16 protein-coding genes are annotated in these 18,283 nt (G+C 39.2%); 8 read left to right on the top strand and 8 right to left on the bottom strand.

What is annotated here, in order from left to right:
- Nucleotides 1-453: 453 nt before the first annotated feature.
- On the top strand, nucleotides 454-1,437 hold the full coding sequence (locus tag H6G76_RS08775; protein ID WP_190698519.1) for a hypothetical protein: 984 nt from the start codon (nucleotides 454-456) through the stop codon (nucleotides 1,435-1,437).
- 39 nt (nucleotides 1,438-1,476) lie between these two features.
- Complete coding sequence (locus H6G76_RS08770; protein ID WP_190698517.1) at nucleotides 1,477-2,556, top strand: hypothetical protein; 1,080 nt, start codon at nucleotides 1,477-1,479, stop codon at nucleotides 2,554-2,556.
- 502 nt (nucleotides 2,557-3,058) lie between these two features.
- On the opposite strand, the gene H6G76_RS37640 is transcribed toward H6G76_RS08770, so the two are convergent.
- The 4 genes from H6G76_RS37640 to H6G76_RS08755 form a co-directional block, all read right to left on the bottom strand.
- Nucleotides 3,059-3,184, bottom strand: a complete 126-nt coding sequence (locus H6G76_RS37640) for a hypothetical protein (protein ID WP_277883079.1) — start codon at nucleotides 3,182-3,184, stop codon at nucleotides 3,059-3,061.
- Between the two features lie 169 nt (nucleotides 3,185-3,353).
- On the bottom strand, nucleotides 3,354-4,127 hold the full coding sequence (gene hisA, locus H6G76_RS08765; protein ID WP_190698515.1) for a 1-(5-phosphoribosyl)-5-[(5-phosphoribosylamino)methylideneamino]imidazole-4-carboxamide isomerase: 774 nt from the start codon (nucleotides 4,125-4,127) through the stop codon (nucleotides 3,354-3,356).
- 109 nt (nucleotides 4,128-4,236) lie between these two features.
- Entirely contained in the window at nucleotides 4,237-4,551 is a 315-nt protein-coding gene (locus H6G76_RS08760; RefSeq protein WP_190698513.1) for a DUF3593 domain-containing protein, read from the bottom strand.
- Entirely contained in the window at nucleotides 4,548-4,895 is a 348-nt protein-coding gene (locus tag H6G76_RS08755) for a DUF2499 domain-containing protein (protein ID WP_190698852.1), read from the bottom strand. The genes H6G76_RS08760 and H6G76_RS08755 overlap by 4 nt, the downstream gene beginning before the upstream one ends.
- A gap of 171 nt (nucleotides 4,896-5,066) precedes the next feature.
- Here H6G76_RS08755 and csaB point away from each other — a divergent pair, with 171 nt between their 5' ends.
- Together csaB and H6G76_RS08745 are read left to right on the top strand one after the other, a co-directional pair.
- Nucleotides 5,067-6,104 (top strand): polysaccharide pyruvyl transferase CsaB, encoded by a 1,038-nt coding sequence (gene csaB, locus H6G76_RS08750; RefSeq protein WP_190698849.1) that lies wholly within the window; start codon nucleotides 5,067-5,069, stop codon nucleotides 6,102-6,104.
- Nucleotides 6,105-6,117: 13 nt separating this feature from the next.
- On the top strand, nucleotides 6,118-6,462 hold the full coding sequence (locus H6G76_RS08745; protein WP_190698510.1) for a hypothetical protein: 345 nt from the start codon (nucleotides 6,118-6,120) through the stop codon (nucleotides 6,460-6,462).
- 167 nt (nucleotides 6,463-6,629) lie between these two features.
- Here H6G76_RS08745 and H6G76_RS08740 read toward each other — a convergent pair whose 3' ends face one another.
- Entirely contained in the window at nucleotides 6,630-9,647 is a 3,018-nt protein-coding gene (locus tag H6G76_RS08740; RefSeq protein WP_190698507.1) for a calcium-binding protein, read from the bottom strand.
- Between the two features lie 1,062 nt (nucleotides 9,648-10,709).
- Complete coding sequence (gene pgeF / locus H6G76_RS08735; RefSeq protein WP_190698505.1) at nucleotides 10,710-11,501, bottom strand: peptidoglycan editing factor PgeF; 792 nt, start codon at nucleotides 11,499-11,501, stop codon at nucleotides 10,710-10,712.
- Nucleotides 11,502-11,651: 150 nt separating this feature from the next.
- Here pgeF and H6G76_RS08730 point away from each other — a divergent pair, with 150 nt between their 5' ends.
- Together H6G76_RS08730 and H6G76_RS08725 are read left to right on the top strand one after the other, a co-directional pair.
- Complete coding sequence (locus H6G76_RS08730) at nucleotides 11,652-12,470, top strand: biotin--[acetyl-CoA-carboxylase] ligase (protein WP_190698502.1); 819 nt, start codon at nucleotides 11,652-11,654, stop codon at nucleotides 12,468-12,470.
- Nucleotides 12,471-12,560: 90 nt separating this feature from the next.
- Nucleotides 12,561-14,234, top strand: a complete 1,674-nt coding sequence (locus H6G76_RS08725) for a M23 family metallopeptidase (protein WP_190698499.1) — start codon at nucleotides 12,561-12,563, stop codon at nucleotides 14,232-14,234.
- Between the two features lie 69 nt (nucleotides 14,235-14,303).
- On the opposite strand, the gene H6G76_RS08720 is transcribed toward H6G76_RS08725, so the two are convergent.
- Nucleotides 14,304-14,984, bottom strand: a complete 681-nt coding sequence (locus H6G76_RS08720) for a riboflavin synthase (protein ID WP_190698496.1) — start codon at nucleotides 14,982-14,984, stop codon at nucleotides 14,304-14,306.
- 337 nt (nucleotides 14,985-15,321) lie between these two features.
- On the opposite strand from H6G76_RS08720, the gene H6G76_RS08715 reads away from it, so the two are divergent.
- On the top strand, nucleotides 15,322-15,819 hold the full coding sequence (locus H6G76_RS08715) for a bifunctional nuclease family protein (protein ID WP_190698494.1): 498 nt from the start codon (nucleotides 15,322-15,324) through the stop codon (nucleotides 15,817-15,819).
- A 143-nt stretch (nucleotides 15,820-15,962) separates the two neighbouring features.
- The gene (locus H6G76_RS08710) at nucleotides 15,963-17,093 is read left to right on the top strand and encodes an aldo/keto reductase (RefSeq protein ID WP_190698846.1); all 1,131 of its coding nucleotides are present in this window, start codon (nucleotides 15,963-15,965) and stop codon (nucleotides 17,091-17,093) included.
- 50 nt (nucleotides 17,094-17,143) lie between these two features.
- On the opposite strand, the gene H6G76_RS08705 is transcribed toward H6G76_RS08710, so the two are convergent.
- Complete coding sequence (locus H6G76_RS08705; protein WP_190698491.1) at nucleotides 17,144-18,043, bottom strand: alpha/beta fold hydrolase; 900 nt, start codon at nucleotides 18,041-18,043, stop codon at nucleotides 17,144-17,146.
- Between the last annotated feature and the right edge of the window lie 240 nt (nucleotides 18,044-18,283).

The following is an 18,283-nucleotide window of genomic DNA, read 5'->3' as shown; positions in this document are numbered from 1 at the left end:
AAAGTAACATATATAACAGCGACATCTACATTATAAATCAAAGTGGTTGCATATTTTCATCAATCTAGTTTTTTACTGTTGGATGCTAGATATTTGCTGTTTATAGCTGCTTATAAGGGGATTTTCATTTCCATAACTCATAAAAACCAGATTACCATCACGCCTTACAGCTATCCTCATGAAAGCAGCAATTCTCTATTGACAAGGGCAGATCAGTTTGGGTATAGTTATTAGTACAAAAATACTATAATTCACTGACAAACCATACCTACAAAAAGCCTAAGAAACTATTACGTTGAATTTGCAGCGTACCCAGGCTTTAGTATTTCCTCACTCCAGTATATGTACTGAACAAAAACTGCTGTTTTAAAGGTTACGCTGATGTCTGCATAAGCTAGCCATTGGTATGGCTTACTACCTCATCAATTCATTGCTAATAAAGGGAGTTTGAGTATGACCACAGTTGCAGTTAAAGACAGTAAACAGCAACTAATGCAAGCATTTCAACAAATTTTAGCTGAAAGCAAAAAATTAGAATCAAAAATTGCGACCAAACAAGAAGAAGCAGAAAAAGCAAAGAACCAAGAAATTTTAACTGCGGCTTCTACATACACTGTTGATAGCATTGTTAAAGGTTTAGCCGATTTACAGCTAGAATTTGGGAGTATTGTTAATTCTCTATCAGAGAAATTAGCTAAAGAAAACTCGAAGCTAGATGAATTAAACCGAGCTATAGAAATAGAGACTCAACATCTGCAAGAACTACAAAGAATCAGAATTGTTGCAGACACATTAGATATTCTTACTCAAGAACATCAAGAAAAATTAAAAACTATAGAACAAGATACAGCTAGTAAGAAAGAAGCAATTGAAAAAGAAATTGCTTTAAAACGCAAAGAATGGCAAAAAGAACAATCAGAATATGAAGAATCAGTACAATCTTATAACGATAAAACAACTAAAGAACGGCAACAAGAACAAGAAGAATATCAATATAAACTAGAAACTACACGTAAACTAAATACAAATGCCTATGAAGAAATGCAACGCAACATTCAAAGAGAAATTCAAGAGAAAACACAACAAAAAGAAAAAGACTGGACAGAACGAGAAAAAGTTTTAACGAAGAATCAATCTTTATTTACAGAATATCAACAAAAAGTTGCAGCTTTTCCTGCTGAGTTGGAAGAAGCAGTTAAAAAAGCCAGAGAAGAAGCGATTAAAGATACTAACCAAAAAGCCAAAGTTGAATCTGACTTGTTTGAGAAAGAATGGGAAGCAACCAAACAAAGTTACGAATTAAAGATTCAAAGCCTAGAAGAAACAATTAAGAAACAAACAGAGCAAATAGAAAGTATCTCAACACAATTGCAAACTACCTTAAAACAATCACAGGATTTGGCAATGAGAGCTTTTGGTAATTCTGCTGCTAAATAGACTTTTAACGTAAAAATTTAGAGTATTTGGAGGTTGAGTGTGGCTAGTAAAAAACTCACGGATAAGAATACGAAAGCTGAGATTCTGCAAGCGTATGAAGAGTTAGCGAAAGAAACCACAGGATTAAAAACCCAACTAAATCAAATTCAAAAAGATAGCCAGACTGTAAATAAAGATAAGCCCAAGGTAGAACAAACTCCAGCTATGAACAAGCAAACTACTATCCAACAAAAGATGAATTATACAATTGAAAGCCTAGCTAAAATTCAATTGGGATTTGGTAGTGCAGCGAATGAGTTATCAGAACAGTTAACTACCCAAGCTTCTAAACTGGCAGAAATTAGGCAAAATGTTGAAACTGAAATTGCTGACTTAAAGCAACTACATAACTTAGAAATAGCAGACGATACATTAGACACACTGATTACAGCCTATGAAGATAATTCTAAGGCATATCAGGAAGAATATAACCAACGTTATGAGGTTTTATCTCAAGAAATACTTGAGCAACGCATTACTTGGCAAAAAGAACAAGAAGAATATAAACAATCAAATAAAGAGCGAAATGAAAATCTCAATAAATCACGTCAAAGAGATACAGCAGAGTACAAATATGATTTAGAACTCCAACGAAAATTAGAAACTAATGAATATGAGCAAAGACAGAAAGAATTATATAGACAACTAGAAGAATTTCAAGAAGAAACAGAAAAGCAGTGGGCTGAACGAGAAAAACTAATTGCGGAAAGAGAAAAGCAATTTGAAGAAGCTAAAGCTAAAGTAGAGGCTTTCCCGAAAGAGAAAGAAGCAGCTATCAAAAAAGCTACAGAAGAAGGCAAAGGTATTGCCCATTATCAAGCCAAGGTCAAAGCAGATTTAATTGCTAAAGAAGTAGAAGGACAAAAGCGTTTTTATGAGCAGAGATTACAATCTTTAGAACAGACTATTACTAATCAAGAATCTCGGATACAAAACCTGTCTAAACAACTAGATTCGGCATTGCAACAAGTTCAAGATTTAGCAGTTAAAGCGATTGAAGGTAATGCCAATGTGAACTCATACCAAGCAATTAAAGAGATAGCACTAGAACAGGCAAAAAGCCAGGTGAAAAATAAATAATTAGGAGAAAATAAAACATTGTAAGGTGTGTTAGGTAGGGATTTCACTGACAAACTATCGGAGTATCTAGCACACCGCTACATAATATCATGCTATTGCTTATACCAAGTTGCAATCAAAGATCTTAATTTGGGTTGGGAATAGGGAGTGGGGAGTAGAAATCCTATTTTTGAACGCCACTTAGTATTAGTATTAATTGTCTGTTTGAGTTGGTTTACCTTTGCTAGGAGGTTGTTTACGATTTGTACTAGTTTGGTTAGATTGTTTAATTTGTTGCTTAGATTTAGGTTGCTGGCTAGACATAAGACTGCGGCAATTAACTATAAGTTTATATACAATAAGAATATTATTGAATCCAGAAATTAGTTAAAAAAATTACAGTAGCAAATAAAAAAGAGACGCTATTGTGTTTGCGCCTCTACTCCAGAGGAAACCCATTATTATAATTTTTGAAAAAATTTGTAAATATTATTGTTAATGTATTTAAACTTAGATAAATTAGCTATTCTATTTCATCTAGTTTCTTTATTGGTGCTTGATCAGCTTGGTCATTTTTTTTAGTAGATCGGACAACACCAGGTTCTGTTTGAATTGGCTTACCTTTTGGCTGCGGTTGTGGACGACGCATTAGAATACACCCACTGTTTGTAATGTTTGTAAAATATTTACTACTTTACCTACAGCAGTGTAAATCCCTGTTCCGGAAATATACGCGGCTAAACTCAGACAAACCGCCTTTTATGTCTACAATATAGGCCCATTAGTTGATTTAGCCGCGATTTTGAACACACCCAATTTTAGGCAAAGGAAGAAAAGCCAAGGTTTGGGGGGATGTCTTGAATGCGTCCTGGCCCGATCGCTCGTAGTGCTTCTTCCAGTAAAATATCACCAGTATACAAAGCACGTCCCACAATTGCACCTGTAACACCTTGAGGTTCTAAAGCTAACAAACTCAACAAATCAGTCACAGAACTGACACCACCAGAAGCAATTACAGGGATATCTATAGCACTAGCCAGTTCGCGCAACGCATCAATATTAGGGCCGGAGAGAGTTCCATCGCGGTGAATATCTGTGTAGATAATGGCGGCTGCACCTAATTCTTGCATTTGTACAGCCAGTTGAGTGGCTAAAACTTCTGAGGTTTCTAACCAACCACGAGTGGCTACCTTCCCATTGCGGGCATCAATGCCGATAATAATCTGTTGGGGGAATTCTTGACAGAGTTCTTGGACTAGCTGGGGTTGTTCAACGGCGACAGTTCCCAGAATCGCCCATTGTACACCCAAGTTAAACACCTGTTGCACACTAGAACGATCGCGCAATCCACCACCCACTTCAATCGGTACCGATATTGCTTGAGAGATCGCTTCAATAGCCTTCAAGTTTATTACTTTACCTGCTTTTGCGCCATCTAAATCAACTAAGTGCAATCTAGTTGCACCTTGATCTACCCATTGTTTCGCAACATCAACAGGATTTTCACTAAAAACTTGCGATCGCTCATAGTCTCCTTGATACAGTCGCACACAACGGCCTTCTAGTAAATCAATTGCTGGAATAACGTCCATTTCATTTTCCTTTTAAAAAATAGGGAGTGGGGAGTCGGGAATGGGGGTAAAGGTGTAGGGAGGAAACTAACTTGAAAACTTGCTAAGTAAATTACTCTTTCCCTGCCTTCTACCTCCTGCCTTCTGCCTCCTGCCTTCTGTCTTTTAATTCCTTCACAGCTTGGCGAAAACCAATCACTACCAAAATATTGGCGAGAGTTAAAAATACTTCCGCACCCCCATGTAGCCAATCTACATTTGCCAAAGTCTCGCCATAATGTACTTGGGCGTAAATACCAGCCGGGATAGTAATGCCAACAAACACAAGTGTGCCGTAAAATCCATACAGTGCTATACGTGGCATTTGTGGACTGCGGCTAATAAACCACAAGAAACCCAAATAGGGAAATAGAGAAAGGGCAAATAGGGTTTCTTTTGATATCATCGCTCTGATTTAATAGATGAGACTGCAATAGTATTATTGGCATTTTTAGTAGACTTAGTGGAACGCCAAATCCACACCGCAGCTGCCCAAAGCGTAAAATTACCAACTAAAGTCATGGTAGCTTGCAGCGTTACAAGCCATTCTAAGGATTCGGCATTGTCAAAATAATGCCAGGTGCAAGCACACATAGCACTGACCAAAGCTGGTAACATGGCCAGGGACAATCCCCACCAACTACGATTACCAGTGAGTTCGCCGTAAGTCCAGATTAACCAAATCGCGGCAATCCACTCAATAACGCTAGAAATATGAATAATCCAAGTGGGAATTGATAGGGCGTGCATAAATAAGTCAAAATTCAAAAGTCAAAAGTCAAGAGTTAATCATCCTCTTATCCTTCCTTCAGTTCATCTTCCCACAAGGAAATTCATCTTTTGTTGCCTAGATGGCTGACATTCGATGAACTATAGAGAAAAAGTTGATAATCTAAATTCCAAAATCTAAAGATGGGAACTATGCGGGCGTTATTATCTGGTTATTACGGCAAAGGTAACGGTGGTGATGAAGCTTTACTAGCAACACTTCTACAAATGCTGCCATCTCATGTTACACCTGTTGTGCTGTCTGGCAATCCAGAAGAAACGCGCGATCGCTACAATGTGGAAACTTACAACCGTATGGCTATGCTACCTGTACTGAAAGCATTGCGTTCCTGTGATGCTTTTATTTGGGGCGGTGGTAGCTTGATTCAAGATGTTACTAGTACAATCAGCCCTCTGTATTATGGGGGATTGATGACATTGGCACAAACAATGGATTTGAAAACCATTGCTTGGGCGCAAGGTATTGGGCCATTGGTGCGTCCGCAAACGCGTTGGTTAGCGAGGCGAAACTTTGCCGGCTGTAATAAAGTTAGTGTACGCGATCGCGCCAGTGCTGCTTTATTATCTGATTGGCAAATTCCGCATATCATTGCACCCGATCCGGTTTGGGCGTTGCAAGGAAAACCAGTACCGGGACTAGCAGACTTACCTGCACCGAGGGTTGCTGTAACATTGCGATCGCATCCTCAACTCACCCCAGCACGCCTAGCTAACCTGACTAAAGCATTAGTTGACTTTCAAAAAGCTACCCAGGCATTTATTTTACTGTTGCCATTTCAAAAAAGTGAAGATCTAGGCATTGCTCAAACAATCCAACCACATTTACCCGAAGTCAGCCAAATATTATGTCTGGAAGATCCACAACTTTTAAAAGGCGTGTATCGCGGTGTAGAGATGATAATTGGAATGCGCCTGCACAGTTTAATTATGGCTGCTGCTGAAGGTTGTCGGTGTTTTGCCTTAAGTTACGATCCCAAAGTTAATAATTTAATGGAAGATTTAGCCATGCCTGGCTGGGATTTGGTGAGTTTGCCAGATGATGCAAATATTATTAGTAAAACTTGGATTGAACATTACGCTAATGGCGAAGCGTTATCATCAGAGAAAATTCAATCTTTAGTAGATAGAGCCTTAATGCACCGTGAATTGTTGAGTGAAGCCTTGAGTTAAATTGCAGCAATTTATGAGTATTAGCTATTTTTTAATAAAAGTTACTCCTAACGTAAACTCAATGGATGATATCAATGAAAATAATATTTTAGAAATTGCTAGTAAAGCTAAAGTAATCGATATAATTTCTGAAATATATCCTACAGTTTCATTTTATGAATGTTATTATTACTTACCAGGATGCTGTGAGGATGATAATAACTCTCGCTGGAAAGTTCATTTTGAAGAGGATAAACCAATAAAATTTATTTCGGTTTCTCCTCATATTGGTATATGTGATTTAAAAGTAATTGAGAATCTGTGTGAGCTATTAAAATGTCGAATTTTTGACCCTCAAAATAGTAGATTTATATATTAAAAAATAATTTAATAGTTTTAATTACTTTAAATAAGTAATAACAACTATAAATTTATATAACAATCATATTTGATTTACAGAAATCGCACTTGCTAAGATGCCCGACTTCTTTAAAAAGTCGGGCATCTTTTTGTTCACGATTATTTTATAACGGCTTTATCAACAAACTACACCAATGACTTTGTGAAATTATTGATTCCCAGAATGCCAGTTAATCCTGTCACTTCAATAACAGCATCAGTCGTTTCATCAAACCCTGCTGTACCATTATTAATGGCAATAAAAGAGCGGCTACCAAAAGTAAATTGAGCAGCAAAGTTAGCAGCAAAATTAGCAGTAGTTAATCTTGCTACAATGCCATTTGTATCAAGAGTGGCAACAGTTCCCGCATTAAAAAATCCTGCTCGTGTAGTAGAAATCAGTAATAAATCATTACCAGTATTAGCATTGAAATCAGTAATTACATCAAAATTACTGAATAAGGAATCACCTAAGTTGCGGTAGTCAAAACGGTCTACTCCCAGTCCTCCAGTGAGAGTATCTTTTCCAGTTTTCCCAGTTAATACATCATTGCCACTACCACCATCAAGGCTGTTATTACCAGTGTTACCCGTGATGACGTTATTTGCTGCATTGCCAGTGCCGTTAATTGCGGCTGTTCCTGTCAAGGTGAGGTTCTCAATATTTGCCAAGGCAGCAAGGCTGAAGGTGACACTGCTAGAAATTATATCTGTGCCTTCTCCGGCATTTTCAATAATCGTATCGGTGGCACTATCGACTATGTAAGTATCGTTACCTAAGCTACCCATCAAGGTATCATTACCAGCACCACCATTAAGGGTGTCATTACCAGCACCACCATCAAGGCTGTTATTCCCACTGTTACCAGTGATGACGTTGTTAGCTGCATTGCCAGTGCCGTTAATTGCGGCTGTTCCTGTCAAGGTGAGGTTCTCGATATTTGCCAAGCCAGCAAGGCTGAAAGCAACACTGCTAGAAATTATATCTGTGCCTTCTCCGGCATTTTCAATAATCGTATCGGTGGCACTATCGACTATGTAAGTATCGTTACCTAAGCTACCCATCAAGGTATCATTACCACCGCCACCGTTGAGGCTGTTATTACCAGTGTTACCAGTGATGACGTTGTTAGCTGCATTGCCAGTGCCGTTAATCCCACCTGTTCCTGTCAGAGTAAAGTTTTCGATGTTTGCCAAGGCAGCAAGGCTAAAGGTGACACTGCTAAAAATTGTATCTGTGCCTTCTCCGGCATTTTCAATAATTGTATCTGTGGTGCTATCGACTATGTAAGTATCATCGCCTAAACCACCAATCAAGGTGTCATTACCACCACCGCCATCAAGGCTGTTATTACCACTATTACCAGTGATGACATTATTAGATGTATTTCCAGTGCCGTTAATCCCAGCTGTTCCTGTTAGGGTAAGCTTTTCGATGTTTGCCAGGGCAGATAAGCTGAAGGTGACACTGCTAAAAATTATATCTGTGCCTTCTCCGGCATTTTCGCTAATTGTATCTGTGGTGCTATCGACTATGTAAGTATCATCGCCTAAACCACCAATTAAGATATCAATACCACCACCACCATTGAGGGTATCATTACCAGCACCACCATCAAGGATGTCATTCCCAGGGCCACCATTGAGGATGTCATCACTGATGATTTCAATAAAGTATTGCCCCAAGCTGCCATAATCTGTGTAACCAGTAGAAAGAGGATCTCCATTTCCTACGCCATCAATAGCTAAATAATAAGTTCCAGGAGCGACACTGGTTGTGATGCTTGCACATAGTAAATCTGCTGGATTAGAAGATGCAACTAATGTACCACCAGAGTTATATAGCCCTGCCCAAATGTCTAAGTTAGGCCCACGAGTAAAGGGATTGACTGTTATGGTAATGGAACTAGCAGCTGTGAAAAAACTATAGTAATCAATATCTGTATTGCGCTCGATAATGCCACTACCACTTAGCGTTGTACCAGAATTTGTCAATGCTTTTGCTGTGGCAATTGTATTACCAGCATCATCAGCCCGGTAGCTGAAACCATTTTTGGTCGTAATAATTTGCAAATCATCTTCAGTATTTTCGGCAGAAGCATACTGACCTTTACTCCACTGGGTTAAGTTTTGGTAGTATCCTACTCCCATAATTGATGCCCAACCAGTCTGTCCACTACCTTGTCCTTTGTAATATTCCTCAGATGGACTAATTCGTCCATCATGGTTGAGTCCTAGAGTATGACCTACTTCATGAGAGATAGCTTCAGCTGTATATTTTTCACCGTCACCTAGGTCGTCACTAAAGACGAAAGCGGGAGTATCACTAGATGAGTTGAAAGAATCAAGATAGGCGACTCCCCCAGCAATAGAACCAAACCAATTGGAACCACTACCACCAATAACAACACGCACACCCCAGCGAGTATCGTTACTACCGCTTTTAATTAAATCATTAATATCTGTTGGAGCCTGAGTTGAGACATTAACATTAAACGGTCTAAAATCTTCAGCCACTCGCTGCCAGATATACTGGATTCTTTCAAGTTCAGCCGAGCTAAAAGAGGCTGTATTGCCGTCAAAATCAAAGGCAGAAGTGACTATGTTAGCCCCATTAGTAAAGTCTGTATTCCAGCCAGTACCAGAGGTAATATGCCCGGTAAAATCTAAATAAATTGTATGGTTAGCCCCTGCTAAACTATTAAGAAAAAATGTTTGGGATAAATCTAAATTACCTGAGCCAGTTGTTGATGAGGTGCCTGATGCAGCCAGGGTTTGCTGTTGCTTCTGGGCTTGTTTTTTATCTACTGCCGGTAGCTTACAAAATGAGTAAGTATAACCTGAAAGGTGTAACTTTTGTGCAGGAATCACAGCAGTTTGAGTTTTGCTTACAGTCGGCTGTACAGAGATTATTTCTGCTTCTATTAGACTATTTTCTCTCGGATACTCAGAGACAATTGCACTTTCGTAACTAATAGAATAATTATTAACAATCGCTGATGTTTTTACTGATGTTGCGTTGTCTGTATTACTGAGACAAATCAATTTTGACTCATCTAATAATTCTCCATTGGAGGAATTAGTCGTTATATCCTGTAAGCTAAATTGTTTCCAAAGCAAACTGTCTTCATATGAATTTTCTGCTACAGTTATGAAGCTTTCCATGATACATCCCTGAGTTCAAAATTGCAGATATTGTTTTCGTAATCTTTCTATTCACCTATTGAGTAAGCTTTGATATAATTTCACTACTCGATATAAAATTAAAATTATGGTTTTTACGATAAATTTCGATGAAATAAGTATTATGATTCAACAAAATTTTTCCGTATAAACGTTTATACGGAGCAGTAAAATATAACAGCTTACGCACTAATAGTGAAGTTATTTAGTTTCTAAAAAATGTATTGCTTTTTTACATGGAAGAAAAAAATGCATATCTTCTGCCAGTAGAGTTAGTAATTCATTTTTTAATCTGTAACTTCAGCAATACATTAAAGAAATAAATAAATTGATGACTTGATTGCTAAAATAGAATGTCTTAACTGCTAAACATAATTATTAATAAAATTTCCTTATTTATCATTTTTATTTCGTTTTTAGTAATGCTATTTTAATTGCCTTGGGTTTGGTCTTTTAAGAAATTAACTCAAATTATTCTTTGTTAAAATTGCATATATAATTGGCACTTATTAACATATTTATGAAGCCAATTAATGCCTTTATTTGTGGTTCTATTATTTCATATGGCTTTGATGAGATTTAAAATAAACATTGTTCTCTCAACTATATCCTTACTATATTTGTCTGAGAACAATGATTATACGTAAAACTCAGTTTGTCTATTTTTTTAATAGTGTAATAAATTCAATATTAATTATCCGTAATATAACTATATTTGTAGCAATTTGATGTCCAAGATATTAAAACTTTAAAAACTAAGTACTAAATAATCTTTATTTACCGATTACAACAGAGCAAGGAAAATAGATGGACAAGCCATCTTATTGCAAGCACAGTCAACCATATTATTTCATAAGAGAATTTCAAATATATGAATGCAGAGTGCGCGATATGAATTTAGTATGAAGCTGCTTACAATAAAGCTTGATGACAGAGAAGTTTAAGGATGAAACCATAACAGGTTAAACAAGGAGATTAACTCAGAAGTGAATTGATCTAATTCATGTTTAACCTGTTAACAAAATTTTGACGTTTGATGAGAATCTATAACAAATTACTGACAATTCCTGACCACTGGACTTTTTTCTGTTGGTCGCGGCGGTAAGAGAAAAAATGCTCTGGAGTTTGGTAAGTACAATAAGGTGCGATCGCAATTTGTTCGGTACTTACCCCTAAGTTTTCCATCTGTAAAGCATTAACTCGCCGCACATCAACTCTTACCTTTCCTGGTTCTGGGTCGGCTAATAATGGAGAATTGGGTACTTCATGTAACGTATGGACAATTTTTTGTGCGTCGTTATGTGGTAGGATACTGGCTCCTATTTCCGCAGCTACCTCAACAGAAACTTGATACACTTCACCAGCGATCGCTGGCCCCATTGCAATTCTCAAGTCTTCTAGTTGGCTACCTTGTGCTTGTAACCGCGCGATCGCTTGCGGGACAATTTTGGCAGATGTACCTCGCCAACCCGCGTGTAATGCAGCTACCTGTCCAGTTCGCACGTCTCCAATCAATACAGGTGTACAATCTGCACTGGCTACCCACACCGCTTGTAAAGGTTGCTCAGTGATTAAACCATCAGCACAGGCAAAAGCAGATTCTTCATCTTCTGCAATTGTGCTTAAGTGTGAGTCCACTTCTTGTGGAGTGAGAACTGTATTACCATGTACTTGTTTCAAACGATAAGCTGACGCTTCTGGGTGCAGCACTTGTGTTAAATCTTGAGGCGATCGCGGCCAAAACTGGTGAGTAAAAAAGCCGTGTTGCCAAGTTTCTAAAAGACTACAGGTAAGGTATGGCAGTCCTTCCCAATTGCGCCAGTGCCAAGTGTGCATCTTAAACCTAAACCTAATTAGAGGGTAATAAATATTGGGTTTTAGGAATTAAGCATTAAAAAATATTTTCTAGCCTCTAATTCCTAGCCCCTAGTCTCTTTTATCAAAATCAGCCAATTAATGCTAACTTGAACAACGGGATTTCGATGAATGCCAGTGGAATTTGATTGCCAAAAACTTGAATTAGCTCTAAAAACAGAAACCAAAGGGGAAAATTATCCATTTTCGCTACATATATTTGATAGCGTTGCTTCCACTAACCAAACCCTTTGGAATTTACTAGCAGAGGGAGCAAAACCTTGGTCTGTAGTCATTGCCAAACAACAAACTGCGGGTAGAGGACAATGGGGTCGCCAGTGGATTTCTCCTACTGGAGGATTATACCTTTCGGTGGCGATCGCCCCTAAACTAGAAGCTAGTGCCAGTTATCAGTTAACTCTTGCCAGTGCTTGGGGCATTGCTTCCCATCTGCATCAGCTTGGTGTGGATGTGGGAATTAAATGGCCCAATGATCTAGTCATAAATAGCCGTAAATTAGGCGGTATTTTGACAGAAACTAAAATAAATAATGGATATATTACCCAAGCAGTAATTGGTGTTGGCATTAACTGGAAAAACCCAGTACCCGAAACTGGAATCAATCTAGAAATGTGGCAAGCCTCCTACATTACCAAACCGATTTCTTGTCTAGAAATGCTCACTTGGGCCGTTTTACGGGGCATAGAATCCGGTATGGAATGCCTTGCTCAAGAAGGAATAAGCATACTCTTGTCTCGCTATCTGGGACTTCTCTCCAATATAGGTGACAAAGTATATATTGATAACTTGGCAGGCACTGTAGTCGGCGTTACTTCTCAGGGTAAATTACGTGTTTCTATGGAAACTTATGATAAGACAGACATAAACACAACAGAACTTTATATTGAACCCGGTACAATCAGTCTGGGATACCGTAAATCTTCTATCTAAATTATAGGTTTGTTATTAATTTCGCTCTTTGGGCAAGACAAACCACTGGCATCATCTCTTTAGCCAAATTTCAAACAACTGAGAGAAACAATGACGCAGCGCAATCCATCTGCCCATAATCCTTCCCAAGACTCTAATAAGCACGGTTTGACAAAAAAACGTTTTGTATCTACCCTGCCAGCACAGAGTCTCTGTTTACTGAGTAGTTTTAGTCTACTTAGTAGTGGCTTCGTGTTTGCTCAAACAGAAACATCAATAGATAACATTGTTCCTGTTGAAAATTCCCAGTCAGCAGGTAAAACAACTTACATAAAAAAAGATATTGTTATCCCCGAAGCACCCAAGGCGCAACCAGAATTTTCTCAACGCCGCGCTAACCTATCACAAAGACTCCGCAAACCACAGGTGGCACAATCAAAAGAGCCACTCAGACAGTCTCAACCAAAATTAGAAGCAGCTGTTGAGCCAGTTTTCACTCCTCGGCGCACTACTCAAGTAGAAACTTCTCAAAAAAGGTCAGCCAGTATCCGCACAGCTAAACCTAAACTAGAAGTCTCTAGGCCAAGTGCAAGTATTCGAGAAGAACAACCAAAAGTTGAAATAGCTAAACCATCTGTAACTGAAAAACTGCCAGAAATAGCTAAACCAGTTGTTCCTCGCATTACGCCAGAAAAACTTCCAGAAGTTGCTCAACCAGCAAATAACAACAGCACGGCTGGCGTGACAATCGAGAAAAACACAGATTACAACAACGCCTACATTGACCCCAACGATTACGGTGCGTCAACAACAACTACCTATCAAGCACCCAATTCTGTAATTATTACAAATCGCTCTAGTGGTTGCCGTACAATTTTGCCCTCTGGACAAGCAATATCCACTAGTTTTTGCACCCGAGGCGGCAACCCTGCATACAATCAACCTGTAGCTAATTCTGCTACTAATTCCGCCCCCAACTGGCTGAAGAGAAGTCAAAATACTCAATTAGCTAACTTGCCACCAGTCCGGCGCTTGGCTAGCACTAGTAACAACACTAGCTGGCGTTCTTCTCGTGTTGCTTCTGGTGGTGAAGTGAAGACTGCTTATCGTTCTAATCGCTTTATCCCCAGTCCTAGTGAGTTTGCCCGTACAAAAGTCAGTACCACTCCCGTTGCACCGAGTGCTGGTGCTTTACCCCCACCAATGATTGAGGGGAACCTTGCACCTCGCGTCAGCACCGTAGCTTACGATATTCCTCTGGCATCAGTTCTGCCGCAAATACCTTTTAGCGGAGCCGCGATCGCTTATCGTAGCAATAGTTCAGGAATGATTTATCCCCTCGCTATACCTGCACCAATTACTTCCTTATTTGGCTGGCGAGTACATCCAATCACAGGCAATCGCCGCTTCCACGCTGGTACAGATTTAGGTGCGCCTATGGGTACACCAATTTTGGCCGCCGCTAAAGGTCAAGTAGAAACTGCTGGCTGGGTTGGTGGATATGGTTTAACCGTCATCCTCAATCATGCTTCTGCACAACAAACCCTTTACGGTCATATGTCCGAAATCTTTGTGCAACCTGGCCAAGTGATAGAACAAGGAATGGTAATTGGACGAGTCGGTAGTACCGGAAATTCCACAGGGCCACACTTGCACTATGAAGTACGTCGCCTTACACAAGACGGATGGGTTGCAGTTGACTCTGGTGTAGAATTACAAGCTGGCTTGAATCAATTGTTAAATCCCTTACGTACAGCCCAAGTACTTGGTCAACCAGGAAGTTAATAAGTATAAAGTGTGAAGTGTGAAGTATGAAATTTATCTTTCAGACTTCATACTTCATCATTCACACTTCTACGAATATCCGTGTTCTGCTAAAAATGTGGGTGTAATTTCATGAAATCCAGCATCATCGGTGGATGTTGAAGGTCGCTGACCAGGGTAAAGAAATTTTTCTACATATTTGCCGAGAATGTCCCCTTCTAAGTTAACCCAACTGCCAGGGACAAGATAGCGAAGATTGGTATCAGCGTAGGTAAGAGGAATCACAGCCACCGTAAATTGTGAAAGTTCTGGCTCATAGGCAGCTACTGTCAGACTAATGCCATTTACCGCAATGCTACCTTTAGGGACAATGTACCGTGCGATCGCTTCAGGTGCAGTAAAAGTCATTTCCCAAGAAGTAGCTGTTTGTTGGGCTGTTAGCAATCGACCTACGCCGTCTACATGACCCATGACAAAATGACCGCCGACTTTACTACCTACCCGCAGTGAAGCTTCTATGTTCACATATCTTTGTTGTGTTTCCTCCAGCCCCAGAGTAGTACGGCGTAGAGTCTCTGGAGAAGCAGTGGCAATAAACCCGTCTTTTAAAATTTCTTCGACTGTTAGGCAAACCCCATCCACGGCAACGCTGTCACCGTAAGCTAAATCCTGCATAATTACATTAGATGGCTGGCTTAAACAAGTAATTTGCCAAGAATCGCCCCCTAAGGGTTTTATTGTTCCTAAACTTTGGACTAATCCTGTAAACACGGCTTTTCTTTGAAACTAACTCTATTTATTGCCTAATTTTGCCGAAAATCAACTGGTATTTCTTCCAAGAATGCAAGACATTTTGAGTATAATTTCTGACCGTTATTATTATAAGGTTGATCACACATTCTTCTCTTTCTCAAGGCATACTTGGTTAAGAAGGTTATTGTCTATGTAGGCTCCTTTAACTTACTCTGGTGTTCACAGCAAGTTAGGAGTTTAATAGAAGCAATTATAGAAAACCTGCCTATGTTTATTCCTTGTCCATCTCAACAAACAAAGAGTATAGAATGTTACTCCTATCTCAAGCTTTCCCAGGATTGTAGAGGCTTCGCCAATGATTGAAATGAAAGTCGCTGGCATAGCATTAGATGCCATAACCCGCAGCCCAATTGTACTTTTAAAAGATGCGTCAGATCGGCGTGCTTTACCAATTTACATTGGTCAAGAACAAGCTAGGGCAATAATGGGTGCGCTGGAGAATCAAAAGCCACCCAGACCATTAACTCATGACTTGATTGTCAATATTCTGGAGACGTGGAATATGACTCTAGAAAAGGTAATTATTCATTCCTTACAGAAGGATACATTTTATGCGGCTTTGATTGTTCAGCAAGGCGAGGTTAAAAAAGAAATTGATGCACGTCCTAGCGATGCGATCGCAGTTGCTTTACGGACAAACACACCTATTTGGGTAATGGAAGAAGTCATTGCTGATGCCTCAATACCCGTAGATCGTGATGCTGATGAAGCAGAACAAGAAGCCTTTCGTGAATTTATCTCTAATCTCCGTCCTGAGGATTTGATTAAGCGATTCGGTAATGGCGATAGCTAAAAAACTCCTAACTAATGAGTGCGGAGTGCTGATCAAGGAAGATTTTAAAATGAAACAAGAAAAATTTTTTATTCTTTCTTTTTCGCACTTCATCTCATACCATTTTGGACTTAATTCTAGATTGAGAATTGTCTTCTGCATCAATGCAATATCGCCGTTTTGGAAAAACAAATCTCCGTCTCTCGGTTTTTTCTTTGGGAACAATGCGTTATTTAGCTGATGCTAAAAATGCTCAACTAACTATCGCTAAAGCCTTAGCACTAGGTATTAATCATATAGAAACAGCCAGAGGTTACGGCAGAAGTGAGGAGTACCTCGGTCAAGCGATTAAAAACGGGTTATCTGTACCTCGTTCCCAACTACATATCACTACTAAAATTCCCCCTACAGCCGACGCTGACAGTATGCATCGGTGTATTGATGAATCTCTAGAAAGACTACATCTAAATTATTTAGATTGTTTGGGAATTCATGGTTTAAATACTTGGGAACATTTAGATTGGGTGCAGGCCAAAGGCGGCTGTATGCAAGCTGTACAGGAAGCCCTTGCAGACGGTCGAGTGCGACACGTTGGCTTTTCTACTCACGGCCCATTAGAAGTTATTCTGGCAGCGATCAATACAGATTTTTTTGAATTTATCAATCTGCATTATTACTATTTCTTTCAAAGAAACGCGCCAGCAATTCAATTAGCAGCCCAAAAAGATATGGGCGTGTTTATCATTTCCCCCGCAGATAAGGGAGGGCAACTCTATACCCCGCCTCAAACCTTAAAAGACTTATGTCAGCCCTATTCGCCTTTGGAATTAAACTATCGATTTTTGCTGAGTGATAGTCGCATTACTACTTTGAGTATTGGGCCAGCTAAACCAGAAGAATTAATTGAACCTTTACAAGTTGCTGATAGTGATGGTGAGTTAACATCAACAGAAATTTCTGTTTTTCAGCGATTAGAAAATCATCAAAAAATAATTCTGGAAACTGAAAATTGTAGCCAATGTTATGCTTGTTTACCTTGTCCAGAAAATATCAATATTCCAGAAGTATTACGCTTGCGTAATCTTGCTGTAGCATACGATATGACAGACTACGGGCAATATCGTTATGGAATGTTTGAAAATGCTGGACATTGGTTTCCCGGAATGAAGGCTAATCGCTGCACAGAATGTGGTGATTGTTTGCCTCGTTGTCCTGAAAAATTAAATATTCCAGCTTTATTAGAAGATGCACATGAAAGATTAAAAGGCAAAGTTGGTAGAAGATTGTGGGGATAATTCGTAATTCGTAATTCGTAATTCAAAAATCATAAGTGCGATCGCCTATATTATCCAACTATCGCTGATCGCTCCTGAATCCAATCTTTTAAAATTGGATTGACTAACTCAGGTGCTTCATCTTGAGGGCAATGTCCCACTCCTTCAAGGGGAATAAACTTTTCTACTATAGGATAATTAGCTAACTCTCGACCTAGTTGCACTGGTTCCCAAGGGTCGGCTGTTCCCCATAAAATAATTGCCGGACAAGGTAGTATTGGCAGCAAGTCTTCCGGTAAAGGCCCTGTAGAGTAAGATGTAAACGCCAAGAACACAGCCACCGCACCAGGGTCTTTTGCTGGCGATGTCAGAATATCTACTAACTCGTCTGTCACTGTCTCTGAATTAGCGTAGGCTTGCAGCAAAATTTTCCGCACGGTTTTTGGTTTGGCAAGTTGGTTAAAAAAGAATTGCCCAATCGGTTTGACAGATAGTACACGCTGTAAAATCGGTGCGCCAGCACGACGAGACCAAGGCAGGGTTGCGCGTTTGCGATCGTGCAATAATCTTAAAGAGCAATTAAGCAACGCAACTCCTAAAGCAATGTCTGGCGCAACGACTGCGGCTTGCATCGCCACAATACAGCCTATAGAATTTCCAATTAAAAAAGCTGGCCCACCCACTACTTCGCGGCAAAAATCTGCTACTTGCTGTCCCCAAGTTTCTAAGGTGTAAACAATTTTTTCGCCTGGTTGAGGTTTAGCAGAACCACCAAAGCCAATCAAATCTATTGCATAAACACGAAATTTTTCCGCTAAAACAGGTATATTTTTACGCCAATGCCACCATGAGGCTCCAAAACCATGCACTAGAACAACCGCTGGCCCAGCAGTTCCTTGAGCGTGATAAGAAATTGGGAATCCTTGCCAAATCCAAGTTTCTGCTGTCAATGTAGTTGTAGAAGTTTTCATAGCATTTAAATTTAGTAATAAATCTTAATAAATATTAACTATTTTGACAATCTATTTTAAATTGTAGAAGCATATTGTAAAGACTATACAAAGATTCCCTAGATAGAGAAGCAAACTTAGTCACTCTATTTACTTAAATTATAAGTATTAAAACTATTTTAGAATTCTTGATAAATCATGTAGCATCAACCTATTAAGTATATGCAAAAATTACTTAATAAATATATTAAGTAACAAAAT

Source organism: Nostoc sp. FACHB-152, assembly GCF_014697475.1.
GTDB lineage: Bacteria > Cyanobacteriota > Cyanobacteriia > Cyanobacteriales > Nostocaceae > Nostoc_B.
The sequence above is the reverse complement of the archived record's forward strand: the minus strand, read 5'-3'. Positions and strand labels throughout refer to the sequence as shown.